This is a genomic window from Natrinema salsiterrestre (genome assembly GCF_029502005.1).
Classification (GTDB): domain Archaea; phylum Halobacteriota; class Halobacteria; order Halobacteriales; family Natrialbaceae; genus Natrinema; species Natrinema salsiterrestre.
The window spans coordinates 282279-308428 of sequence record NZ_JAMQOT010000002.1; the positions used below are offsets into that span (position 1 = coordinate 282279).

Sequence of the window (26150 nt, forward strand, 5' to 3'; positions counted from 1 at the left end):
CGTAGCGTCGGCCGCGCGGTCACCCGTCGTCCGTCTCGTTTGCTATCGTTTCAAGTCGATCGCCCGACCACCACCACACATGAGCGACAGCGTCACCGAACTGATCGACCGCCTACGGGACGAAGCGACGCAGGATCGTCCCGCCGAGGAAACGCCCGACGTCGGGATCGTCATGGGGAGCGACTCCGACCTCGAGACGATGATGACCGGCGGGAAGCGCCGCGGGGCTTACGACGCCTTCGTCGACGAACTCGGCTTCGCCGAGCAGACCGACTACGAGAACCCGCCGGACGAGCAGTTCACGTTCGAGACCTACGTGACCTCGGCCCATCGAACGCCGGATCTGATGACCGTGTACGCCGAGACCGCGGAGGAGCGGGGTCTCGAGGTGATCATCGCCGGTGCGGGAGGGAAGTCCGCGGACCTGCCGAACATGACCGCGTCGATCGCGTATCCACTGCCGGTCATCGGCGTCCCGGTTCAGGAGAAATCGGTCGATAGCGTCATCGGCATGCCGACCGGCGCGCCGCTGGTCGCGGTCGATGCCGGGAAATCGTTCAACGCGGCGCTGTCGGCCGCGCAGATTCTCGCCCGCCAGCACGACGAGGTCCGCGAGCGGCTGGTCGCCTACCACGAGGACCTCCGCGAGGGCGTCGGCGCGGTCTCGCGAGAGCTGCACGACGGCGGGACACCGGCGTTTCAGGACCGCGATCGCTAACCGGAACGCCAGCGAATGGGGCCACTCTCGACGAGAACCCGTTCGATCGATCGTCTCCGTTGGGTCGCAGAGGGTATCGTCTCCAGCCCCTCACCGTCTGATTTCGATCGCGAGTAATACCGTATTACCGATTCGGTCACCCCCTATACGGCTACGTATAGTTTAACGTGATTATTCACGAGAGATTCATCCCGCAGAACCCCGTCTCGGCCCGTGTTTCCCCGAATAAGGAAGAATCAACCCTTATGTGCGTGCGGTCTGAAGCCTCGAACGTTACCGAGATGAATGATTGGATCGCCATCGGGGCGCTGGCGCTCGTGGGAGTGCTGATACCGTTCGGGATGATGACGGTGTCGTACCTCCTGCGGCCCACCGTGCCCGAAACGAGCAAACGAGCCACCTACGAGAGTGGCGAGATTCCGACCGGCGGAACGCGCATCCGGTTCAATATCCAGTACTACATGGTTGCGCTGCTGTTCGTCGTCTTCGATATCGAGACCGTCCTGTTGTTCCCGTGGGCGGTCGCCTATCAGGATGCGCTCGCCGCGCCGGAGATCTCGCTGGTCCGCGCGCTCGGGCCGATGCTGCTGTTCGTCGCCATCCTGCTCGTCGGACTCGCGTGGGCGTGGCGCACGGGCGCAGTACAGTGGGCACAGACACCGCGCCAGCTGGAAACTGACAGACAATGAGTAGCGAACAACCGCGCACGCAGATCTACGACAGCACCGCACCGTCGACCGACACCCGGGATTCGCGAATCGGTGAGGGTGCCGACGACCGCTTCAACTCCAAGCTCCGGGAGGCGTTCGGGTCGACCCCGTTCATCCTCACGAAGTTCGACAAGTTCATGAACTGGGTGCGGGGCAACTCCATGTTCATGCTCCAGTTCGGGATCGCGTGTTGCAGCATCGAGATGATGCACACGTACGCGATCAAACACGACCTCGACCGCTTCGGGGCCGGCGTTCCGCGCGCCTCGCCCCGGCAGGCCGACGTGATGATCGTCCCCGGGACGATCGTCTCGAAGTTCGGCCCCCGCATGAAGCGGGTCTACGACCAGATGCCCGAACCCAAGTTCGTCGTCGGCATGGGCTCGTGTACGATCTCCGGCGGCCCCTTCCAGGAGGGCTACAACGTCGTCAAGGGTGCCGAGGAGATCATCCCGATCGACATCCACGTCCCCGGCTGCCCGCCGCGACCGGAAGCGCTCGTCTACGGCATCGCCAAACTGCAAGAGCGGATCCGCAACGGCGAGTCCACGCCCGTCGTGGTCAAACCGTACGAGCTCGAGGAGTTCGGCGACCTGCCACAGGACGAACTCGTCCAGAAGCTCGCGGACGACATCGACGAGGAGGACCTCGTCATGCGATACAACTGGGCTGATTCGCCATGAGCACGGGACTCGAGCGAGGACAGCAGCCACCGGTCGACGTGACCGAAGACGAACTCGCGGCGCTGATCGGTGATCGCGCGCTCGCACGCGACGATCACCTGAACGCGCCCGGGTTCGTCATCCGGCCGGACGACGTCCAGGACGTCCTCACGGACCTGCGCGACGAGGCGGGGTTCGATCACCTCGCAAATCTCACCGCACAGGAGTACGCCGACCGGTACGAGTCGATCTACCACCTCCGGAAGTACGCCGATCCGACGCAGGAGGTGTCGGTCGTCGTTCCGACGACCACCGACGAGCCGGTCAGTCAGACCGCCGAGCCGGTCTTCCGAACCGCGGACTGGCACGAGCGGGAGGCGTTCGACCTCGTGGGCATCGACTACGAGGGCCACCCCGATCCGCGACGGATCCTCCTGCCCGAGACCTGGCAGGGACACCCGCTCTCGCGGGGCTACGATCAGGAAAAGCCCCAGCTCGTGACCCTGACCGAACACGCCAACCCGGTCCAGCCGGACCACCACGACGACGAGTCGGACACGATGTTCCTCAACATCGGGCCCCACCACCCGGCGACCCACGGCGTGCTCCACATCGAGACGGTGCTGGACGGCGAGACGGTCGTCGACGTCGACCCCGACATCGGCTATCTGCACCGCTGCGAGGAGCAGATGTGCCAGCAGGGGACCTACCGCCACCAGATCATGCCCTACCCCGACCGCTGGGACTACGTCTCCGCCGGCCTGCTCAACGAGTGGGCGTACGCGCGCACGGCCGAGGACCTCGCCGACATCGAGGTTCCCGAATACGCGCAGGTCATCCGGACGATGGGGGCCGAACTCTGCCGGATCGCCGCGCACATGCTCGCGCTCGCCACGTTCGCGCTGGACGTCTACGGCGACTTCACCGCCATCTTCCAGTACGGCATGCGCGACCGCGAGGTCGTCCAGGACATCCTCGAGGACCTCACCGGCCAGCGCCTCATGTTCAACTACTTCCGGCTCGGCGGGGTCGCCTGGGATCTGCCCGAACCCCGCGAGGAGTTCTTCGAGAAGACCCGGGACTTCCTCGACGGACTCCCCGCGAAGGTCGACGAGTACAACGACCTGCTGACGGGCAACGAGATCTTCCAGATCCGGTGTCACGACACCGGGATCCTCGAGCCCGAGGTCGCCAAACAGTACGGCTGTACCGGCCCCGTCGCCCGCGGGTCGGGCATCGACTACGACCTCCGCCGCGACGACCCCTACGGCTACTACGACAACCTCGAGTGGGACGTCGTCACCGAGGACGGCTGTGACAACTACAGCCGCGTTCTCGTGCGGATGCAGGAGGTCGAGGAGTCCGCGAAGATCATCGAGCAGTGTGTCGACCTGCTCGAGGACTGGCCCGAAGACGAGCGGACGGTTCAGAGCAACGTGCCGCGGACGCTCAAGCCGGACGCGGACACGGAAATTTACCGCAGCGTCGAGGCCGCGAAGGGCGAACTCGGGATCTACATGCGCTCGGACGGGACGGACAAGCCCGGCCGGTTCAAGATCCGGAGTCCGTGTTTCCACAACCTCTCGGCGCTGCCCGAGATGTCCGAAGGGGAGTACGTGCCGGACCTGATCGCGTCGCTCGGCAGCCTCGATATCGTCCTCGGGGAGGTGGACCGATAGTATGAGCGGCGCAACGGTCGCCGGCGGAATCGACGCGATGCAAGCATTGCCGGCAGTGCCGCTGCAGGACACGGTCTTGCTTCCCGAGCGGATCGGCGAGCTGACCGGCCTCGACGGGTTCGGACTCGGCGGTGAACTGCTCGCGACCTTCCTCGCGGCCTTCATCGTCGGTAATTTGATGCTCGCGATGACCGGCGTCGCGGGACCGTGGGCCAAACGGAAGATCACCGCCGCCTTCACGGACCGGATCGCCGTCAACCGACTCGGTCCGGCCGGCCTGTTCATCATTATCGCCGACTCAGTGCGGCTCCTGTCGAAGGAGCTCGTCATCCCCGAAAACGCGGATCGACCGGCGTACGACCTCGCGCCGATCGTCGTCGCGTCGTCGGCGCTGCTCGGGTTCGCCGTCATTCCGATGGGGAGCGGGATCCACCTCGCCGACCCCGAAGTCGGACTCGCGTACGTCTTCGCGGTGTCGGGCATCGCGAGCCTCGGCCTGGTGATGGCCGGCTACGCGTCGGCGAACAAGTACTCGATGCTCGGCGGACTCCGCGCGGTGGCACAGAACATCGCCTACGAGATCCCGCTCGTCATCACCGGGATGTCGGTCGTGATCTTCGCCGGGACGCTGCAGATGGGCGAGATCGTTTCGGCTCAGGCGGAGCCGCTGGTAACGATCGCGGGGGTTTCGATCCCCTCGTGGTACGCGCTGGTCAACCCCTTCGCGTTCGTCCTGTTCCTCGTCGCGAACTTCGCGGAGGTCGGCCGCAACCCCTTCGACACGCCGGAGGCACCGACCGAGATCGTCGCCGGCTACCAGACCGAGTACTCCTCGGTCTACTTCGTGCTGATTTACCTCGGGGAGTTCCTCCACATCTTCCTCGGCGGTGCGATCATCGCGACGATCTTCCTCGGCGGTCCGGCCGGACCCGGACCGGCGGCGCTCGGCATCGTCTGGTTCATCATCAAGATCTGGGGCGTCTTCTTCGCGACGCAGTGGCTGCGCTCGGCGGTGCCCCGAGTTCGGATCGACCAACTCATCGAGATCGGCTGGAAGGGACTGCTCGTCCTCTCCTTCGCCAATCTCATTCTGACCGCGGTAATCGTGGGGGTAGTAACATGATCGGGATACTCAAATCGATGGCGACGACGATGAAGCACGCACTGGACGGCTCCACCTTCACGGTGGAGTATCCGGAGACCGCACCCGACGTCTCGCCGCGCTTTCGCGGCGTCCACAAGTTCAGTCAGGAGCGGTGTATCTGGTGTCGGCAGTGCGAGAACGTCTGTCCGAACGACACGATCCAGATCGTCACGAACGATCAACGACAGGGCGAACAGTACAACCTCCACATCGGGCAGTGTATCTACTGCCGGCTCTGCGAGGAGGTCTGCCCTGTCGACGCCATCCTGCTCACGGAGAACTTCGAGTTCACCGCGGACACGAAACACGACTTCGTCTACAACAAAGAGCAGCTGAAGGCCGTTCCGTGGTACAAGGACATCGACCCGCTCGCGTCCCGCGAACCCGACCGGGGCGCGTGGGTCGGTGAGGGAGAGGGAGAGGTCGACTACCAGTAACGGGTCCGCCCGTCCCGCAAACGGGCACTATCAACAAACATGAACTACGAGCTGATCGCGTTCGCGCTGTTCGCCGGCGTTACGCTGGCCAGCGCGGTGGGTGTCGTGCTCATGCAGGACCCGTGGCATTCGGCGCTCCTGCTGGGCGTGGCGCTGCTCAGCGTGGCGGTCCACTACGTGATGCTGGCGGCGGAGTTCGTCGCCATGATGCAGGTCCTCGTCTACGTGGGCGGGGTCCTCGTCCTCATCACGTTCGCCGTCATGCTGACCCAGCGCGACGACGCCGGCACGGAAGAGGTGGTACAGGCATGACGACCGGACCGAAACTCCGACTCGGCAAGACCCTCGTTCCGGGACTGCTCGCCGTCGGACTGTTCGCGGTGATGGCGCTCATCACCCTGAACACGGCGTTCGAGCCGATGTCACAGGGCGGCTTCCCGGACGTCTCGATCACGGCCGAACTCGGCTACGCGCTGTTCGGCTTCGACGAACTCCAGACGATCGGCGGCACGGAACCGTTCCTCGCCGCCGTCCTCCTCGTCGCCGTCGCGCTCGACGCCGCGCTCGACGCCTCGCTCGTCCTCGCGAAACGCGAGGAGGGCGGCGAACCCGTTTCCGCGCTCTCGAGCGCCGGCGAGGCCTCGACCAGCAGCGAGGGACCGGAGCCGGCCGTCGCCGACGGTGGGACGCGGTCGGACGGCGATTCGACCGAGACGGGAGGTGAGACTCGATGACCGTCGACGTGCAGTACTACGTGCTGCTGTCGATGGCGGTGTTCTGTATCGGTCTCTTCGGGGTGTTGACGCGTCGTAACGCACTGTTGTTCCTGATGTCCGTCGAACTCATGCTGAACGCGGCGAATATCAATTTGATCGCGTTCTCGTTCTATCACGGCAACCTCACGGGGCAGTTGTTCGCGCTGTTCACGATGGCGCTCGCCGCCGCGGAGGTAGCCGTCGGACTCGGGATCATCCTGGTGTTGTACCGCAACTTCCGTGACGTCGACGTCACGGTTCCGACGACGATGAGGTGGTAAGATGGCAGGACTAGCAACAGATCCGTTCGGATTCGCACCGGCGATCGCAGTGTTCCCGCTCGTGGCGTTCGTGGTTGCACTCCTCTTCGGCGAGCACCTGCCGAAGAAGGGGGCGCTCCCGGGCATCATCGCGACGGCGGGCTCGCTCGCGATCTCGCTCGTGATGTTCGTGGCTGTCGGAGGCGGTAAGACCCATCACGCGACGCTGTACGAGTGGACGAACGGTGCGGCCCAGAGCGCGACCGGCGTCGAGACGATCGCGTTCAGTTTCGGCATCCTGATCGATCCGCTCTCGGCGCTCATGCTGGTGATCGTCTCGCTCGTCGCACTGCTCGTTCACGTCTTCAGTCTCGGCTACATGAACGCCGAAGGCGAGACCGGGTTGCCGCGGTACTACGCCGAACTCGGGCTCTTTACCTTCAGCATGCTCGCGTTCGTCTTCGCGGACAACCTGCTGATGGCGTTCATGTTCTTCGAGCTCGTCGGGCTGTGCTCGTACCTGCTGATCGGGTTCTGGTTCCGCACGAAGTCGGCGCCGTCCGCGGCGAAGAAGGCGTTCCTCGTCACCCGCTTCGGGGACTACTTCTTCCTGATCGGCGTCGTCGCCATCGCGGCGACGTTCGGCACGGTCGGCTTCGCCGGCGAGGAATCGTTCGTCACCGCCGCCGAGACGGCGATCGACAACGAAGCGACCCTGTTCGGCTTCGATGCCCAGACCTGGGTGACGATCACCGGACTGCTCGTCCTCGGCGGCGTCCTCGGCAAGTCCGCGCAGTTCCCCTTCCACACCTGGCTCCCCGACGCCATGGAGGGCCCGACCACCGTCTCCGCGCTCATTCACGCGGCGACGATGGTCGCAGCTGGGGTCTACCTGGTCGCCCGAATGTTCGGGTATTACGCGCTGAGCCCGACCGCGCTGGCGATCATCGCCTTCGTCGGCGGGTTCACGGCGCTCTTCGCCGCGACAATGGGCGTCGTCAAGGACGACGTCAAGCAGGTGCTGGCGTACTCGACCATCAGCCAGTACGGCTACATGATGCTCGGACTGGGCGTCGGCGGCTACGTCGCCGGCGTCTTCCACCTCATGAACCACGCCTTCTTCAAGGCGCTCCTGTTCCTCGGTGCCGGCGCCGTCATCATCCTCATGCACCACGAACAGGACATGTGGGAGATGGGCGGCCTCAAAGACAAAGCGCCCGTCACCTACTACACGTTCCTCGCCGGCGCGCTCGCGCTCGCGGGGATCGTCCCCTTCTCGGGCTTCTGGTCGAAGGACGAGGTCCTCTTCGACGCGCTGATCGTCGGCCTCGAGCAGCCGGTCATCCTCGCGGCCTACGCGATGGGACTCATCGCCGTCTTCTTCACCGGCGTCTACACGTTCCGGATGGTCTTCCTGACCTTCCACGGCGAGCCCCGCTCCGAGACGGCCGAGGACCCGCACCCGGTCGGCTGGGCCGTCAAGGCCCCGCTGATCGTGCTCGGCGTCCTCGCGGCGCTCACCGGCCTCGTGAACATGGCTCCCGTCGCTCACGTGCTCGGGGTCGATATCACGTTCCTCGAGTTCTGGCTCGACGGCGAGTACGGTGCCGTCGAGGGACTGACCTACCACGAGTACAGTGAGACGGTCGCCTTCGGCGAGAGCTACGTCGGCTCGGAGACGGTCACCATGCTCCTGAGCGCGGGCCTGTCGCTCGGACTCGCGCTGGCCGGCGCGTTCACGGCGCACACGCTGTACAACGTGCCCGAACCCGACCGCCACATGACGAAACTCGGCGGGGCGTACGGTCTCCTGCGGCGGAACTACTACCAGGACGAGTACCAGGTCTGGCTCGCGGAAGGCCTGACGCTCCCGCTGGCTCGAGCGGCCGACCGGTTCGATCAGACCGTCATCGACGGGGTCGTCAACGGGACGTCGACGATCAGCCTGTTCGGCAGCGATCGACTGAAACGGATTCAGACGGGTATCGTGACTAACTACGCGGCGCTGTTGGTGGGCGGGTTCATCGGCTTACTGCTCGTCCTCGGCTACATCGGAGGGTGGTTCGCATGATGATAGAAGCGCTCATCGCGGTCGCACTGCTCGGCGCGCTGGTCACGTTCGTCGCGCCGAATCGCATCGCTGGCAAACTCGCGTTCGCCATCAGCCTCGTGCCGGCGGCGATCAGCCTGTGGCTGTTCACCGCCTTCGACGGCAGCGGGAACGCCTTGCTGGATGGCGAATTAGCCTTCGAATCGCAGACGGCGTGGCTCGAGATCGGCGACTACTCGGTCTCGTGGTTCGTCGGTCTGGACGGTATCAGCCTGCCACTGGTCGTCCTGACGACGATCCTCTGTACGCTGGCGATCGTGAGTTCGTGGACGCCCATCGACGAGCGCGAATCCCAGTTCTACGGGCTCGTCCTGTTCATCGAGGCGAACCTGATCGGCGTCTTCGCGGCGCTGGACTTCTTCGTGTGGTTCATCTTCTGGGAGGCGGTCCTGATCCCGATGTACCTGCTGATCGGGATCTGGGGCGGTCCGCGACGGAAGTACGCCGCGATCAAGTTCTTCGTCTACACGAACGTGGCGTCGCTGGTGATGTTCGGGTCGTTCATCGCGCTCGTCTTCGGGCTCGGCGACTCGGTGACGTCCTTCGCCCTGCCCGAAATCGCGACGGCGATGGTCAACGGCGGTCCCGAGGGACTCTTCGGTCTCGGCGGGACGGCGCTCGCGTCCGTCGTCTTCGTCGGGATGTTCCTCGGCTTCGCGGTGAAGGTCCCGGTCGTCCCCTTCCACACGTGGCTGCCCGACGCCCACGTCGAGGCCCCGACGCCGGCCTCGATCCTGCTTGCCGGCGTCTTGCTGAAGATGGGGACCTACGCCCTGCTCCGATTCAACTTCACGATGTTCCCGGACCAGGTCGAGCTCTACGCGGTGCCGATCGCGGCGATCGCCGTGATCAGCGTTATCTACGGTGCGATGCTGGCGCTCGCCCAGACGGACCTGAAGCGGATCGTCGCCTACTCGTCCGTGTCGTCGATGGGCTACGTCATCCTCGGACTGGTCGCCTCCACGCAGTTCGGGGTCGGCGGCGCGACGTTCCAGATGATCTCCCACGGCCTGATCTCGGGGCTGATGTTCATGGCCGTCGGCGTCATCTACAACGCGACCCACACCCGGATGGTCACCGACATGTCCGGGATGGCCGATCGGATGCCGATCGCGGTCGGGATCCTCATCGCCGGTGCCTTCGGGTACATGGGCCTCCCGCTGATGAGCGGGTTCGCCGCCGAGTACTTCATCTTCTTCGGCTCCTTCGGGTCCGAGTTGCTCGCGTACTCGGCCCTCTTCACGTCGGTCGCGATGTTCGGCATCGTCATCGTCGCCGGCTACCTGCTCTTCGCACTCCAGCGGACGGTGTTCGGACCGTATAGCCTCGAAACCGACTACGACGTGGGCCGTGCGCCCGTACACGACGTCGCGTCGATGGTCGTGTTGCTGGGGCTCATCATCGCCCTCGGCGTGGCCCCCGACCTGATCTTCGACATGATAACCGACGCAATCGATCCGATCATCGGAGGTGAGCGCTGATGGCGGTCCTCGAGCTTCCCGACTGGACGGCGCTCGCACCGGCGCTGATCCTGGCGGGGACGGCGCTCGTGTTGTTCCTGCTCGATAGCATCAATCCGCGTTCGACGAACCGCTCGCTGCTCGCCGGCACCGCCGTCGTCGGCTCGCTGGCGTCGCTCGCCGTCGCGGTCTGGTACACCGCCGCCGGCGTCGGCGCGACCGGGATCGAGAACCACGGCGTCATCGACATCATGGGCGGCCAGTTCATCGTCGACCAACTGGCCCTGTACTTCATGATCATCATCGCCGTCGTCACCGCCCTCGTGACGGTCGCGAGCTACGACTACCTGCGGGATCACACCTACCAGGCCGAGTACTACTCGCTGGTCGTCCTCGCGGCGACCGGGATGTCGACGATGGCCGCCTCGAACAGCCTCGTGACGATCTTCATCGCCCTCGAGCTGACGAGCCTCCCCTCGTACGCCCTGGTGGCGATCCTGAAGGACAACCGGGGCAGCGTCGAGGCCGGGCTGAAGTACTTCCTGATCGGCGCGCTGTCGTCGGCGATCTTCGTCTACGGCGTCTCGCTGGTCTACGGCGCGACCGGCTCGCTGCAGCTCGAGGCGATCGCCGACGGGCTCGGCGGAGCCGGCGAGATGGGCGGCCTCCTCGGACTCGGCATCCTCATGCTGATCGGCGGGATCGCGTTCAAGACCGCGAGCGTGCCCTTCCACTTCTGGGCCCCCGAGGCCTACGAGGGCGCGCCCGCGCCGATCTCGGCGTTCCTCTCTTCGGCCTCGAAAGCGGCCGGCTTCGTGCTCGCCTTCCGCGTGTTCGCGACCGCGTTCCCGCTCGAGGCGACGACCGCCATCATCGGCGTCGACTGGACGCTGGCGTTCGTCATCCTGGCGATCGTCACGATGACGGTCGGGAACTTCGCGGCCGCGACGCAGGAGAACGTCAAGCGAATGCTCGCCTACTCCTCGATCGGGCACGCCGGCTACGTGCTGATCGGGCTGGCGGCCCTCTCAGCGGACGGTGGCGAGCTCGTCATGGGCGCGGCCATGATGCACCTGCTGGTCTACGGCTTCATGAACACGGGCGCGTTCCTGTTCGTCGGACTGGCGGAGTACTGGGGCGTCGGCCGAACCTTCGAGGACTACAACGGCCTCTCCGAGCAGGCGCCCTTCGCCTGCGCCGCGATGGCCGTCTTCATGTTCAGCCTCGCGGGCATCCCACTGTTCGGCGGGTTCTGGAGCAAGTACCTGCTGTACACCGCCACCATCGACGCGGCCGCGGACAACGCGATCCTGCTCGTTCTCGCCGCCGCGCTCGTGGTCAACAGCGCGCTCTCGCTGTATTACTACTCGCGGCTGGTCAAGGCCCTCTGGATCGAGGATCCGGTCACCGACCGCGACCAACTCGCCAAGCCGACCGGGCTCTACGCGGCGATCATCGCTGCCGCAGTGATAACGGTCCTCATCCTCCCGGCGTTCGGTCCGATCGCCGACGCCGCGACCGAGGCGGCCGCCGCGATCATCGTCTGAGGATCCCGCGGGCGACCCGGTAGCTTTTACCCGCAGGGGTTGCAAGCCGCGACAAATGGTTTTCCGGCTCGTGCTCGGCTGCGGGACGATCTGCCGACAGGTGACGGAGCGGCTGCCCGAGCGCGACGGCGACCGGCGACTCGTCATCACCGACGACGAGAGCGTCGTGGAAACGTTGCGCGAGGAAAGCGTGCCGGCTCGCAGTGCCGATCCGTCCGATCCCGACGCGATCGAGAACGTCGATCACCCGGACGTTATCTTCGTCGCCAGCGACCGCACCGACGTCAACCGAGCCGCCCTCGAGGCGGCCCGGGAGCGGTTCCCCGCGGCGTCGATCGTGGCGTATCTGGGCGGCAACGCGACGGCGGCCGACCGACAGCGGTTCGACGAGCTGGCGGACCACGTCGTCGATCCGACGACCGCCATGGCCGATCGGGTGATCGGCGGAACGGCGATGCCGACGGCCGAATCCGCGATCGAGCTCCGGGAGCAACTCGTGGGAATCGACGGCCGGCTCGCGGTCGTCGCCCACGACAACCCGGATCCGGACGCGATCGCGAGCGCGGTCGCGCTGGTCGCTATCGCCGAGTCGGTCGGCGTCGACGCCGACGCCTGCTACTTCGGTAACATTTCCCACCAGGAGAACCGGGCGATGGTCAACCTCCTCGGCCTGAACCTGCGAAACCTGGACCGAAACGACTCGCTCGGGGAGTACTCGGCCTTCGCACTGGTCGATCACTCCCGGCCCGGCGTCAACGACCAGCTCCCGTCGGATCTCCACGTCGACATCGTCATCGATCACCATCCGCCTCGCGGACCGGTCCCCGGCGAGTTCGTCGATCTCCGCCAGCAGGCGGGCGCGACCAGCACCGTCCTGACCGAGTACCTCGATCACGTCGATCTCGACTTCGATCCGGCGACGGCGACGGCCCTGCTGTACGGAATCCGGGTCGACACGAACGACTTCGCGCGGGAAGTCTCGCCGGCCGACTTTCGGGCCGCGTCGCTGCTGTGGCCCCACGTCGATACCTCGCTCCTGGATCAGATCGAACAGCCCTCGCTCGAGGGCGAGACCTTAGAGACGATCGCACGGGCGATCAAGAACCGGGTGCAGCGGGATTCGGTCGCCGTCGCCAGCGTCGGTCGGATCGGCGACCGAGATGCGCTCCCCCAGGCGGCCGATCAGTTGCTCGCGATGGAGGGCGTCGACACGACGCTGGTCTTCGGGTTCGCCGACGAGATGGTCTTCCTGTCGGCCCGGTCCCGGGCCGCGGACGTCGATCTCGGGGAGACGCTTCGCGACGCGTTCGATCGGATCGGGAGCGCCGGCGGCCACGCCGATATGGCCGGCGCGCAACTCGAGATCGGTATTCTGGGCAGTGCGGACGACGAGGAGGAGATCGAGTCGATCGTCAGCGTCGTCGAAGAGGTCATCACGAACCGATTCTTCGAGGCAATCGACTCGCGGCCGGGGGTCCCGGTCGGTGCCTACACGCAGACCAGCGAGTGGCTGTTCACCCAGCGCGGCGAGCCGGAAGACGGCGAGTCGGCGTAGGACCGCTAGCGCACCGAGCGGGCGCTGGCTCCCACGTTCGTTGACGGGAACGGAATGTCGCGCGACCCGGACGACAGTCCGGTTCTCGAAGCGAGTTCCCGACCGCACGGAAGACAGTACTTTTGCGCGCCGGCCCCGTGTGTCCCACTATGGAGGTCGCGTCGGACCGAACGAAGCCCAAGGTCAAAGACTACATGACACGCGACGTCGCAACGGTATCGCCCGACGAGACCGTCCGCCAGGTCGCGACGCGGATCGCGGAAAGCGAGGAGCACAGCGGCTTCCCCGTCTGCGAGCGCCGCCGCGTCGATGGCTTCATCAGCGCCCGCGATCTGTTGCTCGCGGACGACGGCGATCCGATTTTCAAAGTGATGGCGACCGATCTCCTGGTCGCCCACCCCGACATGAAGGTGACCGACGCCGCCCGCGTCATCCTCCGATCGGGGATCCAGAAGCTGCCCGTCGTCGACGACGCGGGCAACCTCGTCGGGATCATCTCCAACGCCGACGTCATCCGCAGTCAGATCGAACGCGCGACGCCCGAGAAGGTCGGCAAGCTGATGCGAACCCTGGAGCAGATCCACGAGATCGACCTGACCGAAGAGCGTCGCACCATCGCGCTCGCAGATCTGACCCCCACGCAGGGTCGGGTCTACGCGGACGAGCTCGAGGGCCGGCGATACGAGCTCGAGCGCGGGCTCGCCGAACCGCTCGTCGTGATCGACAACGGCGGGACCCTCCTGCTGGCGGACGGCCACCATCGCGTGCTCGCGGCCGATCGGCTGGCCATCGACGAGATGGACGCCTACGTCATCGTCATCGATCACGAGATCGATCTGGGGATGGCGCGCACGGCCGAAAAGGAGGGGTTGGAGCGAATCGACGACATCGACGTCGTCGACTACGCGCGACATCCGCTGGTCCAGACGACGAAGCGACTGCAATCCGACGGCGGCGAAGGCGAATAACGGGCCCGAAGGAGGGTATCGGTAGAACCCGGCGTTTTCACAGTCGTTTCCGACGGACAGTCGGCGCTATTGATCGCTGATGAGCGTTTTCCGTGTCCGGGCAGTACCCCGTTCGATGACTGGTTCACACACGTCCGACCGCGTCCTCGTCGCCGGTGCCAGCGGAGCGACCGGCGAGGAGCTACTCTCCGTCCTGCGACCGACCGACCTCTCCGTTCGCGCGACGACGCGATCGTACGCGAGCGTCGATACGCTCGAGCGACACGGGGCCGACGAGGTGGCCGTCGTCGATTTCTTCGAGTCCGCCGACGCCGTCGGGGCGGTCGAGGACTGCGATATCGTCTACTGTGCGCTCGGGACGCCGCCGAGCCTGCGTCACGTGACCGGCGGGAAACTGGTCGATCGAACCGGCGTCATCAACCTGGTCACCGCCGCCGTCGCGGAGGGCGTTTCGTACGTCGTCTTCGAGAGCGCGATCGGCGTCGGGAGTTCGAAGGCGGGGATGCCCCTGCCGGCTCGGCTCGTGCTCCGGGGATCGCTCCGAGCCAAGGGGGACGCGGAGCGGGCACTGCGGCGCTCGGGACTGGCGTACACGATCGTCCGGCCCGGAAAACTGACGAACGAACCGCCGACCGGACAGGTAGTGGTCGGTGAAGGGGGCGACACGGTCTCGGGATCGATCCCGCGTGCGGACGTCGCGCGGGTGATGGCCGCGGCCCCGTTCACGCCCGACGCGCGCGATCGAACGCTCGAGATCGTCAGCCGCGAGGGGCTGTCGAGCAGGCCGGCTCACCGCGTCGACATCGACTGGGCCGAGGATCTGCACGCGGCCGAGCGAGAACGGGAGCGACTCTAAGTATCGTTCTCCGCCACAAAGCGCCCGCGTTCTCAGAGCCGATGACCGCTCCCGAACCTTCATTGCGCCGTCGGCAAATATTACGACCATGTACGACGACGAGGATCTCGAGGAGATCCGCGACGCAGGCGATCGGTGGGAGACGGAGACGCTCGAGCCGACCCTCGACCGGCACGGCGAGCGCCGGGATCGGTTCGCGACCGTGTCGAATCACGAGGTCGACCGGCTCTACACCCCCGACGACGTCGGCGATCTCGACTACCTCGAGGACCTGGGATTCCCGGGCGAGGAGCCCTACACCCGCGGTCCGTATCCGACGATGTACCGGGGACGGACGTGGACGATGCGTCAGTTCGCCGGCTTCGGCACCGCCGAGGAGACCAACGAACGGTTTCATTACCTGATCGACGAGGGCCAGACCGGGCTCTCGGTGGCCTTCGACATGCCCTCGCTGATGGGACTCGATTCCGACGACCCCATGAGCGAGGGCGAGATCGGGAAGGAGGGAGTCGCGGTCGACACGCTTCGCGACATGGAGATCCTCTTCGACGGGATCGACCTCGCGGAGATCTCGACCTCGTTTACGATCAACCCCTCCGCGCCGGTGATCTACGCGATGTACGTGGCGCTGGCCGACCAGCGGGACGTGCCCCGCGAACGGCTCCGCGGGACCCTCCAGAACGACATGTTCAAGGAGTTCATCGCCCAGAAGGAGTGGGTGATTCCGCCGGACCCGTCGCTCGATCTCGTGACCGACGTCCTCGAGTTCAGTACCGCCGAGACGCCGAAGTTCCACCCGATCTCGGTGTCGGGCTATCACATCCGCGAGGCGGGCTCGACGGCGGTCCAGGAACTCGCGTTCACCCTCGCGGACGGCTTCGGCTACGTCGAGGACGCGCTCGATCGGGGCCTCGAGGTCGACGAGTTCGCACCCCGACTGTCCTTCTTTTTCAACTGCCACAACTCCTTCTTCGAGGAGATCGCGAAGTTCCGTGCGGCCCGCCGGATCTACGCGCGGGTGATGGACGACTGGTACGGCGCCGAGGCCGACGAGTCCAAGCGGCTCAAGTTCCACACGCAGACGGCGGGCCAGTCGCTGACGGCCCAGCAGCCGCTGAACAACGTCGCGCGGGTGACGATGCAGGCCCTGGCCGGCGTCCTCGGCGGCACGCAGTCGCTGCACACGAACAGCTTCGACGAAGCGCTGGCGCTGCCCAGCGAGAAGGCGGTCCGGGTCGCGCTCCGTACGCAGCAGATCATCGCCGACGAGTCCGGCGCGGCGGACATCGTCGATCCGATGGGGGGTTCCTTCGCCGTCGAGACGCTCACGAACGAGATCGAGGAGCGGACGATGCGCTACATCGAGGAGATCAGAGAGATGGGCGACGGCTCGGTCCGCGACGGGATCCTCAACGGAATCGAGGACGGCTACTTCCTCCGGGAGATTCAGGACGCCTCCTACGAGTACCAGGAGCGCGTCGAGCGCGGCGAGGAAGTCGTCGTCGGCGTCAACAAGTACACCCTCGAAGAGGACACCAGCCCAGACACCCTCAAAATCGACGCGACCACGGCCGAACGCCAGCTCGGTCGCCTCGAGGACGTGAAAGCCGACCGGGACGACGCGGCGGTCGCGGACGCGCTCGAGGCGCTCCGCGAGGCCAGCGAGCGCGGCGAGAACGCGATGCCCTACATCGTCGACGCGGTGAAGGCCTACGCGACGATGGGCGAGATCATGGGCGTCTTCGAGGACCAGTACGGCGCGTACAGCGAGAGCCTCGGGCTGGCCTGAGCGGCGGCAGTTACGACACCGATTACACGCCGTTTTCGTCGAATCGGGAGAGAACGAGGACGACGGTCCCGAGCGTTGCGAGAACGCCACCGACGGCGGCGGCACCGTAGGCGGCGAGCGTGAGCGGAGTGACGGGGACAGTGACCGCGAGGACGGTGAGCTCCTCGAGTCCGGTTCGGTCGGGGAGGGTCGCCCCGAGCAGCGCACCGAAGGCGGCGGTCGCGGCGATCAGCGCGAGGCCGAGGCCGGCGACGGCCCGACGGCCCCCTACTCGTTCGTCGTCGAACACGGTCGACCGTACGCGCTCCCGGATGTAGGCTCTTGCTGTGGGTGCCGTTACAGCGACGGGACGCCGTTCGGAATCGAATCGCTCGCGAAAAAGGTGAGACGGTCAGCCGAACAGTTCGCCGAGGCCTTCGCCCGCCGTGTCATCTTCGTCTTCGTCCTCCTCCGGTTCGGGTTCGTCCTCCGCTTCTTCTTCGGGTTCTTCTTCTGCCTCTTCCGCCGGCGCTCCCGCAGCGCCGGCCGCCGGAGCGGGCGCGGCCCCACCGAACGCCGTGTCCGCGATGGCGTCCTCGATGTCGACGTCCTCGAGCGCGGCGACCAGCGCTCGCACACGGGATTCATCGACTTCGACGTTGGCGGCCTCCAGCACGTCGCGAACGTTGTCTTCGGAGATCTCGCGGTCGGCTTCGTGGAGTATGAGGGCTGCGTATACGTATTCCATCGGTACCACCCGTTCGGACGGTACGCCACTGACTCACAAAGAGACACCGTTGGTCAGCGAGAACGACTTATAAGCGGCGGTCTTTATCCCCGTAACGAACGCGTGCCACGAGGATAGTGGGGACCAGCGAACGAGCGGCAGCCACAGTCCGGGAAACGTTCTTCCGTGACTGCGGTGTAGCGCCGACAGTGGTCCCCCGTGAGTTCCGATAGATCCGAGTCCGACGGGCTGCTATTCCAGCGACGACTGACGGAAAAGGAACTGGTCTTGCTACTGCTGGTCGGGATCGCGATCATGATGGCGGTGACCGGGTTCGTCCTCATCGTCAACTGAGTCCGACGGCCGGCAGCTACCGATCGGACGACGTCTCGGACGTATCGTGCCGCGTTCGCTCGTCCGTTTCGATCACTCTGGCCGCGATCCATGTCACGACCCCGAGCGTTCCCATCGTCACCAGCAGGATCGCGAACTGGATCGTCGACTGGAGCGGGTCGAACCCCCACGGGTTGAAGACCGCGAAGACGGCGACGAAGAAGGCGATTATCGTAAACGGGATCAGGTTGACCGCGAGGTCGAGCGTGATTTCCGCTTCGAAGGCGCGTCGACTCATAGTTGTGTGGGTTGATCGATAGGTCGAGGCGGCATTCTGCAAGCGAGCCGCTCAGTCATCGTGTGAGTCGCTCCGTCGCCGCCGCGGCCTTCGTGCCGATACCAGACCGGCCCCGACGACCGCCACGAAGCCGGCGAGGACGAGCGCGATGCCCCGACTCGTCAGCCCGGAGAGGGGCTCGAGGGGTGTGATCGGGACCGCTCCGGTCCCGTGAGCGGCCAGTACGCCACCGACGACGACGAAGGCCGCGCCGAATTTGGCGAGGAGCGCCAGTGGCCGGTCGACGTACCCCGAATCGGCCAGGATGCCGGCGACGCTCGCGGCGAACACGACGAGCCCGGCGACGGCGACGGGGGCGAGGTCGACGACGATGCCGACCTCCGAGCCGGCGAGTCCGACGGCCACGAGAAGGGGCCACGGCCTCGCGGCGTCGGTCCCCGCAGTCGGTGCCCCGCTCGAGTGGTCGGCCATACTCGGCGTTCCACGTCGAGGGGATTGTATCTGGCCCTACCGGCCGTCTCTCGAGAGAGTCTCGAGTACCTGACTGTCGAACCCTCGCGGCCGGCCGAACGCCGTCAGGAGTCCGATCGGTTCCACGGGGTCGGCAGGAGGTTCCCGATCCTCTCGATCTGATAGGTCGGCCTCGGTCCGTCGGCATCGGTATCACCACCGGATACCCAGACGGTGTGCAACCCAGCGGCCGTGGCACCCCCGACATCCGATTCGAGCGAATCGCCGACGTAAACGGCGGTCTCTGGGGGTGCGTCGAGCGCGTCGAGCGCGCGTTCGAACGGTTCGGAGGCCGGTTTCGGTGGAACGTCCTGACCGGCAATGACGATCGTTTCAGCCCAGTGTTCGAGTCCGACGGCGTCTATTTTCCGCCGCTGTGCGTCTCGCGCCCCGTTCGTCACGATTCCGACCGCGTACCGGGTGCCGATCGTCTCGAGCACCTCCCCGGCGCGAGGGAACAGTTCCACGTTCGACTGGTCGCGTTCGGCGTCGAACGCCGTCGCCACCGCTCGTCCGAGGGCTGCATCGTGCCCGTTTTCGGCGGCGAGAGCGGCGAAGCAGTCAGAGCGAAGCTCGACCATCGAATCACACCGGCCGGCGAACTCGTCGAACCGGTCGTAGTAGTCTCCGACCGAAAAGAGGGGGTCGGTCCCGACTCGCTCGAAGCTGGCCCGGAGTACCTCTCCCGGAGATCGCTCGTATCGAAGGAGAGTGCCGTCGAGATCGAAGAGAACCGTTTCGATGCGTTTCACGGGGAGTCAGCTCTTGCATCCGATGATTTCGCGGCGCTACTCGTCGCGTTCGATGACGAACTCCGTGAACTCGTTCAGTTTCCGGGTCGTCTCCGCGTCGAAATCCAGCCCGTCGATCGCCGCGCGGGCCTGTGCAGCCAGCTCGAGTGCGCGTTCACGCGCGTACTCGATGCTCCCTGCGTCCTCGAGGATCGAGAAGGCCTCGAGGACCTCGTCGTCGGTGTTCTCGTCCTTTTCCAGGATATTCTGCAACCGTCGGGCGCGCTCGCGCTCGCTCTCCCGGATCGCGTGGATGACCATGAGCGTCTTCTTGCCCTCGCGGATGTCGTTGCCGAACGCCTTGCCGAACTCGCCGGCCCGGCCCAGCGAGTGCTCGACGTCCAGGATGTCGTCGCCGATCTGGAAGGCGACCGCGGTCAGTTCGGCGTACTTCGCGACGGCGTCCTCGACCGACGGGGGTTGGTCGGTGACGATCGCGGCGAGGCGGGCGACGATCCGACCGAGACAGCCGGTTTTGCACGCGCACATCTCGAGGTACTCCTCGATACCGACTCGGACTTCGCGCTCGTTGTGCCAGGCGATGTCCATCCCCTGCCCCAGATGCGTCCGGTTGAGTTCGTGCATCAGCATCTCGTAGGCGGCCAGCCGACGGTCGGCCGGGAGGTCGGCCGGATCCTGCGCGATGATCTTCAGCGGCAGGAAGTACATCGCGTTGCCGACGTTGAGCGCGACATCCCGGCCGTAGATGCGATGCAGTGCCGGTTCACCGCGTCGGATCGTGGCCTCGTCCTCGACGTCGTCGACGATGATCGTCCCGTTGTGCAGAATCTCCGGAATACAGGCGTAGGGCAGATACTCGGCCGGGTCAGCGCCGAACTCCTCGACGAAGACGAGAAACAGGACCGCACGCCACCGCTTCCCACCCCGATCGAGCAGCTCCCACAGCGGCGTCGACAGCGCTCGCTGCAGTCCGACGGGATCGTACTCGTACGTCGGCACGCCGAAGAACGACTCGAGGTAGGCGGCGTCGATTTCGCGTGGGACCAGGTCGGCGATCGCCTCGTCGATGGCCGGCCGCCAGTCGGCAAGCGTCTCCCGCATATCGAGTCCGAGAGGGACCGGCGTAAAAAAGATTCGCAGTTTGTCGTATCAATCAGTGATAGTTATTAACATGCCATGTATTTGTATACGAATATATAGTCCTCAACTCGAGCGATACAGTTACACGGCCGTCTGTCCACGTTTCAGTCATGACCGCCTGGATCGGTACCGTCTTCGAGAGCGACGTCGGGTGGAACCACCTCGAGGGACTCGTCGATATCGGAAATCGAATGGCCGGGAGCGAGGGCGAACGGGAGGCCGCCGAACTGACACGAGACGCGCTGGCCGACGCCGGCGCGCGAAACGCTCGGTTCGACCCCTTCGAGATACAGGGCTGGACGCGTGGCGACAGTGCGATCGTGACTGGCGACACGGCTCAGGACTGTATCGCCCTGCCGCGCAGTCCCGACGACCGCGTCGTCGCGCCCCTGATCGATCTCGGCTACGGGCTGCCCGCTGATTTCGAAGAGACCGACGTCGAGGACGCGATCGTCATGGTCCGAAGCGACGTTCCCGACTACTACGACCGGTACCTCCACCGCCGGGAGAAGTACCACCACGCCGTCGAGAACGGTGCGGTGGGATTCGTCTACCGCAACCACGTCGAGGGCTGTCTCCCGCCGACCGGCAGCGTCGGCTGGAGGGACGAGCCGATCGGCCCGATTCCGGCCGTCGGCGTCTCGAGCGAGGTCGGCGCGCGGCTCGGTCGCCGGTTCGACGGCGAATCGGTCACGCTCTCCGTCGAGGCGGAGATCGACCCCGCAGAGAGCCGGAACGTCCGCGCCGAACTCGGACCGGACACGGATCAGCGCGTCCTCGTGACGAGTCACGTCGATGCCCACGATATCGCGGAAGGAGCGATGGACAACGGCGCCGGAACCGCGATGGTGGTCGAACTCGCGAACGCGCTCGCGGAGCGGGAAGACGAACTCGAAACGCGCGTCGAGTTCGTCGCCTTCGGAGCGGAAGAGGTCGGTCTCGTCGGCTCGACGCGGTACGCCGAGGAGGCGGATCCGGAGGCGATCAAAGCGGTGGTCAACAGCGACGGCGTCGTCCGCGATCGGACGCTCTCGATCATTACGCACGGGTTCGACGCGCTTCAGGACGTCGCGAACGACGTCGCAGAACGGTACGAGCATCCGATTGGCACCGTCCCCAAGGTCGGTCCCCACAGCGATCACTGGCCGTTCGTCGAGCGCGGTATCCCGGGCTGTCACGTCAAGTCGATATCGGACGGGCCGGGTCGCGGCTGGGGCCACACGTACGCCGACACCATCGAGAAACTCGAGCCCCGGACGCTGTGCGAACAGGCGATCCTCCTGACCGAGTACGCCGTCGCGCTCGCTCGAGAGGACGTGACGGTCGACCACCGAGAGCGCGAGGAGATCGCTGCCGACCTCGAAGCGCAGGATCTCGCGGAAGGAATGCGGATCACCGGCGACTGGCCGTACGACGAGTGAGGCGCCGCCGGAGAGTTCCATCGCCGCCCCGCGTTCGACAACCGTACGCTTTTGAGCGGGCCGTGTGAACTGGCGGCCATGGATGCGGCGTGGAACGCGGGCGACTCCCCCATCGTCGGCGTCGTCGATCGCGAGGCGACCGCGAGCGACGCCGGCGAGATCGGCGACTCCCTCGAGTCGACGGTCGCCGACGTGACGGTCACGAGCGGCGACCTCGAGGACGTTCTCGCGGCGGAGCCGTCGCTACTGGTGACAGTCGGCGAGACGACGCTATCGGCGGCCGCTCGCGCCGGCGTCGACGTTCCCGCGCTCCCGGTCGGCTCGGTTCCCGGAATCGACGGGGTCGACCGCGACGACGCGCCCGCTGCGCTCGAAGCCGCGCTCGCGGGCCGCGCCGTCCGTCGCGAGCGATCGATACTGGGCGTGCGCCTCGAGCCGGACGGCGACGCCGACTCGACGGACGCTGCGACGCGAGCGCGTGCCCTCTTCGACGTGACGCTCATCACCGACGAACCGGCCCGGATCTCCGAGTACGGCGTCTGCGATCGCGGTCGATCCGTCGCGACCTTTCGCGCCGATGGCGTCGTGACGGCGACGCCGGCGGGGAGCCACGGCTACGCGAGCGCAGTCGACGCGCCGCACCTCTCGCGGGCCGTCGACGCGGTCGCGGTCTCGCCGATCGGTCCCTTCGTCACCCAGACTCGCCAGTGGGTCCTGCCGACCGACGACCTGACGTTCACGGTCGAACGCGACGAGGGCGACGTGACGCTCGTCGTCGACGGTCGATCGGTCGGCACGGTCACCGTCGACTCGCGGGTTTCGGTCTCCCTCGCCGGGACGCTCGCGACGCTGATCGTTCCGGACGAGCGACTCGAGGGCGAGTGAGAGCGCCCGGGAATATCGGTGTCGACGGAGGCGTGACGGGGCGGAGTCGACTGCTGTCCTCCGACGCTGCCGTTAACTGTTGTACGGCTCCTCGTCCCGATGCTGGTCCGGGTTCTCGTTCTCGAGGGCGTCGTCCTCCCGGTCGACGGACCCCTGTTCGATGTCCTGTCGACGCTGCTCTTCGTCCGCCCGTTCGCGGGCCGCTTTTTCCTCCTCGGTCAGCCCCTCCTCGTCTCGCGCTTCCTCGGGGTCGGTCTCCTCCTTCTCGAGCTGGACGTCTCGCCCGTGTTCGTCTTTACCGGTATCGTCGCGTTCGTCGGTATTGTCTGACATCGTGATCCCGGCCGGGGGTATCGCCGGTTTCTGAAAAGGCGTTGGGCTTGCGAGCGTCGGTGTGCCGGCTATATCGGTGCCGCTGCTCGTCTGAGCGCCAGTTACCAGGCATCGCCGGAGGCGAGGTCGATCTCGACGTCGCCCTTCTCGGAGGGACAGATGTCCGCCAGCACGCAGTCGGCACAGTCGGGGTTCTGTGCGGTACAGACCGCTCGCCCGTGATCGATACAGAGGTGCGTGAACTGCTGCCAGTCGTCTTCGGGGACGATCTCGATCAGGTCCTGCTCGATCCGCTCGGGATACTCCTCTTCGGTCAGCCCGAGGCGCCGCGAGAGCCGCTGGACGTGCGTATCGACGACGATTCCCTCGACGATATCGTGGCCGTGCTGGAGGACCACGTTCGCCGTTTTCCGACCGACACCCGACAGTTCGGTCAACTCGTCCATCGTATCCGGCACCTCGCCGTCGTGGTCCTCGAGGATCGTCTCGCAGGCGCTGCGGATGTATTTGGCCTTGTTGTTGTAGTACGTGATCGAGTTCAGATCCTCGGCGAGCTCGTCCTGATCCGCGTTCGCGTAGTCCTCGGCCCCGTCGTACGTCTCGAAGAGGTGCTTCGTCTCCTCGTTTACCCGTTGGTCGGTACACTGCGCCGAGAGGATCACCGCGATCAGCAACTCCAGTCGGTTCGCGTACCGCAGCGAAATCGTCGAGTCGGGGTATTCCGCCTCGAGCCGGTCGACGACCTCGACTGTCTGTTCCCGGCGGGTCTCCAGTGGGGTTCCCATGCGCATCCGCTAGGCGCGTCGTCGTTTGAGCGTTCGGGTTCTCCGTCACAGCGACCGCGTCGGACATCGGTCCGACATGTTTTCGACTGGTAGGTACTATTATTATCCGCGAGCACTCATAATTGAATTACGCATACCAGACGATTCTCGCCGGTCGTCCGGCAGCGTCCGAATTCGGCGGAATCGGTGCGGGGGTGATCGACCATGACCATTCAGAACGACACCGGGAACGTTGAGGGGGAATCGCCACAGGACAGCGCCGTCGTCGACGCACTGCTGGCCGAACTCAAGGACGATCAGGGGGCCACCAAGCGGGCAGCGCTCAGACGAGCGCTCGAGGTCGACGACGCGTCCGGACCGGAGCCTCGAGACGAATCGAGCGACCCCGACGACGCCCGCGTCAGCAACGACGTTCGCATCGAACGGTTACAGGCGACCGTCGAGTCCCTCGCCGCCTACACCGATTCCCTCGAGGCGTTTCTCGACGAGAACGGAACTGCCGAAACCGTCCTCGCCGACGTGCAGACTGGGCTCGACGACACCCGCGACGAACTCGAGACGCTGTCGGCGTCCGTCGCGGACCTCGAGGCCACCGACGCCGATCACGCGGATCGGCTCGCCGCAACGGAGACGCGCTGTGACTCGATCGAGGACGCAGTCAAGACGCTGGCCGGGCAACTCGCGGACCTCGAGAAAGCCACCGAAGCGGCGGTCAAGACCCTCGACGACCAGTGGATCGCCCTCGAGGGACGCGTCGACACGTTCGAGCAACGCCTCGATATCCTCTCCGAGCGGGTCGACGACGCCACGTCGACGGTCAATTCGCGCACCAGGCGGCTCGAATCGGCGCTCGCGGACCTCGAATCGGCGGTCGACGAGCAGTTCGCCGAACTCGATAGAGACCTCGAGCGGGAGCTCGACGCGCTCCGAGACGACCGCTCCGCGACCGACGACGACGTCGACGCGAAGATCGACCGCCTCGCGTCCCGGTTCGAGGACCGGATCGCCAATATCGAGGCCGATCTCTCCGACGATATCATGGACGTCGAAAAGACGCTCGTCTACACGTCCAACGACCTCGAGGAGGAGATCGAGTCGCTGGCGGCCGAGATCGACGATCTCGAGTCGCAGTCCGGCGATCGGGAATAGATCGGCCCGCTGGCGAGCGTGGACGACGATGCCGTGACATTTAAGCGGTCGTCATCCAGCTATGTGGGTATGAAAGCCACGGCCATGGCCCACCCCATCCAGGGGCTGGTCAAGTATCACGGGATGCGAGACGAGATCGAGCGGCTCCCCTATCACGACAGTATCAGCGTCTGTACGGCCCCCAGTCACACCCGAACGACCGTCGAGTTCTCGATGGACCACGAGGATGACACCTTCATCGTCGACGGCGAGGAACTCGAGGGACGCGCCCACGAACGCGTCGAGGCCGTCGTCGAGAAGGCCCGCTCGAAGTCCGACGCCGCCCACACCGTGTATCCCGTGCGCCTCGAGAGCGAGAACAGTTTCCCGACGAACGTCGGGCTGGGGTCGTCCTCGTCGGGCTTCGCGGCCGCGGCGATGGCGCTGGCCGAGGCGGCCGAACTCGACGCCTCCAAGCAGGAGATTTCGACGATCGCCCGCGTCGGCTCGGCCTCGGCGGCTCGAGCGGTCACCGGCGCCTTCTCGCATCTCCGCACCGGGATGAACGACGAGGACTGTCGCTCCGAGCGGATTCCCTCGAACCTCCACGAGGACCTCAAGATCATCGTCGGCCTCGTCCCCTATCACAAGGACACCGACGACGCCCACCGCGAGGCCGCCGACAGCCACATGTTCCAGGCCCGCAACGCCCACATCCACGAGCAGATCGCGAAGATGCGCGACTCCCTGCGCAACGACGACTTCGAGGGCGTGTTCGAACGCGCCGAACACGATTCGCTGTCGCTCGCGGCGACCACGATGACCGGGCCCTCGGGGTGGGTCTACTGGCAGCCGGCGACCCTCGCGGTCTTCAACACGGTCCGCGAACTCCGCGAGGAAGAGGACATCCCCGTCTACTTCTCGACGGACACCGGTGCCAGCGTCTACGTCAACACCACCGAGGAACACGCCGAGGAAGTCGAGGAGGCAGTCTCCGACTGTGGCGTCTCCACGACCACCTGGGACGTCGGCGGGCCTGCGAAACTGCTCGACGAGGACGAGCACCTGTTCTAGAGACGAACTTTTGCTCTGCAGGTGCGCCTTCGGCGCACCCTCGGCAAAACTTCGATGAAAAGCACTCCTCCCTCCGTTCCGAGCGCGAAGCGCTCTCCACATCGGTCGTCGGCCCGCTCGCTCACTTCGTTCGCT

29 protein-coding genes are annotated in these 26150 nt (G+C 65.8%); 21 read left to right on the forward strand and 8 right to left on the reverse strand.

The features are described from left to right. Window positions 1–79: 79 nt before the first annotated feature. From NDI89_RS06830 to NDI89_RS06905, 16 genes are all read left to right on the forward strand, one after another. Complete coding sequence (locus NDI89_RS06830) at window positions 80–718, forward strand: AIR carboxylase family protein (RefSeq protein WP_277520769.1); 639 nt, start codon at window positions 80–82, stop codon at window positions 716–718. A 281-nt stretch (window positions 719–999) separates the two neighbouring features. Further along, window positions 1000–1407 (forward strand): NADH-quinone oxidoreductase subunit A, encoded by a 408-nt coding sequence (locus NDI89_RS06835; protein WP_226005712.1) that lies wholly within the window; start codon window positions 1000–1002, stop codon window positions 1405–1407. Continuing rightward, window positions 1404–2111: an NADH-quinone oxidoreductase subunit B gene (locus NDI89_RS06840; RefSeq protein WP_277520770.1), complete on the forward strand. Its 708-nt coding sequence runs from the start codon at window positions 1404–1406 to the stop codon at window positions 2109–2111. Before NDI89_RS06835 ends, NDI89_RS06840 begins: the two co-directional genes overlap by 4 nt. Further along, the gene (locus NDI89_RS06845) at window positions 2108–3769 is read left to right on the forward strand and encodes an NADH-quinone oxidoreductase subunit D (protein ID WP_277520771.1); all 1662 of its coding nucleotides are present in this window, start codon (window positions 2108–2110) and stop codon (window positions 3767–3769) included. Before NDI89_RS06840 ends, NDI89_RS06845 begins: the two co-directional genes overlap by 4 nt. A 1-nt stretch (window position 3770) precedes the next feature. Beyond that, window positions 3771–4892: a complex I subunit 1/NuoH family protein gene (locus tag NDI89_RS06850; RefSeq protein ID WP_277520772.1), complete on the forward strand. Its 1122-nt coding sequence runs from the start codon at window positions 3771–3773 to the stop codon at window positions 4890–4892. Further along, a complete protein-coding gene (locus tag NDI89_RS06855; RefSeq protein ID WP_006181257.1) occupies window positions 4889–5350 on the forward strand; it encodes a NuoI/complex I 23 kDa subunit family protein in 462 nt (153 codons plus the stop codon). Before NDI89_RS06850 ends, NDI89_RS06855 begins: the two co-directional genes overlap by 4 nt. Window positions 5351–5389: 39 nt before the next feature. Next, window positions 5390–5662, forward strand: coding sequence for an NADH-quinone oxidoreductase subunit J (locus NDI89_RS06860; protein ID WP_277520773.1), 273 nt, complete (start codon window positions 5390–5392; stop codon window positions 5660–5662). Beyond that, the gene (locus NDI89_RS06865) at window positions 5659–6084 is read left to right on the forward strand and encodes a hypothetical protein (RefSeq protein WP_277520774.1); all 426 of its coding nucleotides are present in this window, start codon (window positions 5659–5661) and stop codon (window positions 6082–6084) included. Before NDI89_RS06860 ends, NDI89_RS06865 begins: the two co-directional genes overlap by 4 nt. After that, the gene (gene nuoK, locus NDI89_RS06870; protein WP_226005706.1) at window positions 6081–6386 is read left to right on the forward strand and encodes an NADH-quinone oxidoreductase subunit NuoK; all 306 of its coding nucleotides are present in this window, start codon (window positions 6081–6083) and stop codon (window positions 6384–6386) included. Before NDI89_RS06865 ends, nuoK begins: the two co-directional genes overlap by 4 nt. A 1-nt stretch (window position 6387) precedes the next feature. Then, on the forward strand, window positions 6388–8436 hold the full coding sequence (gene nuoL / locus NDI89_RS06875) for an NADH-quinone oxidoreductase subunit L (protein WP_277520776.1): 2049 nt from the start codon (window positions 6388–6390) through the stop codon (window positions 8434–8436). Further along, the gene (locus NDI89_RS06880) at window positions 8433–9956 is read left to right on the forward strand and encodes a complex I subunit 4 family protein (protein WP_277520777.1); all 1524 of its coding nucleotides are present in this window, start codon (window positions 8433–8435) and stop codon (window positions 9954–9956) included. Before nuoL ends, NDI89_RS06880 begins: the two co-directional genes overlap by 4 nt. Further along, the gene (locus NDI89_RS06885) at window positions 9956–11482 is read left to right on the forward strand and encodes an NADH-quinone oxidoreductase subunit N (RefSeq protein WP_277520778.1); all 1527 of its coding nucleotides are present in this window, start codon (window positions 9956–9958) and stop codon (window positions 11480–11482) included. Before NDI89_RS06880 ends, NDI89_RS06885 begins: the two co-directional genes overlap by 1 nt. A 55-nt stretch (window positions 11483–11537) precedes the next feature. Then, a complete protein-coding gene (locus tag NDI89_RS06890) occupies window positions 11538–13037 on the forward strand; it encodes a DHH family phosphoesterase (protein WP_277520779.1) in 1500 nt (499 codons plus the stop codon). Window positions 13038–13186: 149 nt separating this feature from the next. Continuing rightward, entirely contained in the window at window positions 13187–14005 is an 819-nt protein-coding gene (locus tag NDI89_RS06895; RefSeq protein ID WP_277520780.1) for a CBS domain-containing protein, read from the forward strand. Between the two features lie 115 nt (window positions 14006–14120). Then, on the forward strand, window positions 14121–14861 hold the full coding sequence (locus NDI89_RS06900; protein WP_277520781.1) for an SDR family oxidoreductase: 741 nt from the start codon (window positions 14121–14123) through the stop codon (window positions 14859–14861). Window positions 14862–14949: 88 nt separating this feature from the next. After that, window positions 14950–16650, forward strand: a complete 1701-nt coding sequence (locus NDI89_RS06905; protein ID WP_277520782.1) for a methylmalonyl-CoA mutase family protein — start codon at window positions 14950–14952, stop codon at window positions 16648–16650. Between the two features lie 22 nt (window positions 16651–16672). Here NDI89_RS06905 and NDI89_RS06910 read toward each other — a convergent pair whose 3' ends face one another. Both NDI89_RS06910 and rpl12p read right to left on the reverse strand, forming a co-directional pair. Beyond that, on the reverse strand, window positions 16673–16939 hold the full coding sequence (locus tag NDI89_RS06910) for a DUF7520 family protein (protein ID WP_277520783.1): 267 nt from the start codon (window positions 16937–16939) through the stop codon (window positions 16673–16675). A gap of 102 nt (window positions 16940–17041) precedes the next feature. Then, window positions 17042–17377 (reverse strand): 50S ribosomal protein P1, encoded by a 336-nt coding sequence (gene rpl12p, locus NDI89_RS06915; protein ID WP_277520784.1) that lies wholly within the window; start codon window positions 17375–17377, stop codon window positions 17042–17044. A gap of 198 nt (window positions 17378–17575) precedes the next feature. On the opposite strand from rpl12p, the gene NDI89_RS06920 reads away from it, so the two are divergent. Then, the gene (locus NDI89_RS06920; protein WP_277521319.1) at window positions 17576–17710 is read left to right on the forward strand and encodes a hypothetical protein; all 135 of its coding nucleotides are present in this window, start codon (window positions 17576–17578) and stop codon (window positions 17708–17710) included. A gap of 16 nt (window positions 17711–17726) precedes the next feature. Here NDI89_RS06920 and NDI89_RS06925 read toward each other — a convergent pair whose 3' ends face one another. The 4 genes from NDI89_RS06925 to NDI89_RS06940 all read right to left on the reverse strand — a co-directional run bounded on the left by NDI89_RS06925 (window position 17727) and on the right by NDI89_RS06940 (window position 20350). After that, window positions 17727–17987: a DUF6684 family protein gene (locus tag NDI89_RS06925; protein ID WP_277520785.1), complete on the reverse strand. Its 261-nt coding sequence runs from the start codon at window positions 17985–17987 to the stop codon at window positions 17727–17729. A gap of 51 nt (window positions 17988–18038) precedes the next feature. Beyond that, window positions 18039–18458, reverse strand: coding sequence for a DUF7541 family protein (locus NDI89_RS06930; protein WP_277520786.1), 420 nt, complete (start codon window positions 18456–18458; stop codon window positions 18039–18041). Window positions 18459–18562: 104 nt separating this feature from the next. Then, on the reverse strand, window positions 18563–19249 hold the full coding sequence (locus tag NDI89_RS06935) for an HAD family hydrolase (protein ID WP_277520787.1): 687 nt from the start codon (window positions 19247–19249) through the stop codon (window positions 18563–18565). A 36-nt stretch (window positions 19250–19285) separates the two neighbouring features. Further along, entirely contained in the window at window positions 19286–20350 is a 1065-nt protein-coding gene (locus NDI89_RS06940) for a polyprenyl synthetase family protein (protein ID WP_277520788.1), read from the reverse strand. 149 nt (window positions 20351–20499) lie between these two features. On the opposite strand from NDI89_RS06940, the gene NDI89_RS06945 reads away from it, so the two are divergent. Beyond that, window positions 20500–21810, forward strand: a complete 1311-nt coding sequence (locus tag NDI89_RS06945; protein WP_277520789.1) for a M28 family metallopeptidase — start codon at window positions 20500–20502, stop codon at window positions 21808–21810. Between the two features lie 78 nt (window positions 21811–21888). Then, window positions 21889–22695, forward strand: coding sequence for an NAD(+)/NADH kinase (locus NDI89_RS06950; protein WP_277520790.1), 807 nt, complete (start codon window positions 21889–21891; stop codon window positions 22693–22695). Between the two features lie 72 nt (window positions 22696–22767). Here NDI89_RS06950 and NDI89_RS06955 read toward each other — a convergent pair whose 3' ends face one another. Next, complete coding sequence (locus NDI89_RS06955) at window positions 22768–23028, reverse strand: hypothetical protein (RefSeq protein ID WP_277520791.1); 261 nt, start codon at window positions 23026–23028, stop codon at window positions 22768–22770. Window positions 23029–23129: 101 nt separating this feature from the next. Continuing rightward, a complete protein-coding gene (nth, locus tag NDI89_RS06960) occupies window positions 23130–23813 on the reverse strand; it encodes an endonuclease III (protein WP_277520792.1) in 684 nt (227 codons plus the stop codon). A 204-nt stretch (window positions 23814–24017) separates the two neighbouring features. Between nth and NDI89_RS06965 the strand changes: the two genes are divergently transcribed. Both NDI89_RS06965 and mvaD read left to right on the forward strand, forming a co-directional pair. Further along, a complete protein-coding gene (locus tag NDI89_RS06965) occupies window positions 24018–24962 on the forward strand; it encodes a coiled-coil domain-containing protein (RefSeq protein WP_277520793.1) in 945 nt (314 codons plus the stop codon). Window positions 24963–25031: 69 nt separating this feature from the next. Further along, the gene (mvaD, locus tag NDI89_RS06970; RefSeq protein ID WP_277520794.1) at window positions 25032–26015 is read left to right on the forward strand and encodes a phosphomevalonate decarboxylase MvaD; all 984 of its coding nucleotides are present in this window, start codon (window positions 25032–25034) and stop codon (window positions 26013–26015) included. Window positions 26016–26150 lie beyond the last annotated feature (135 nt).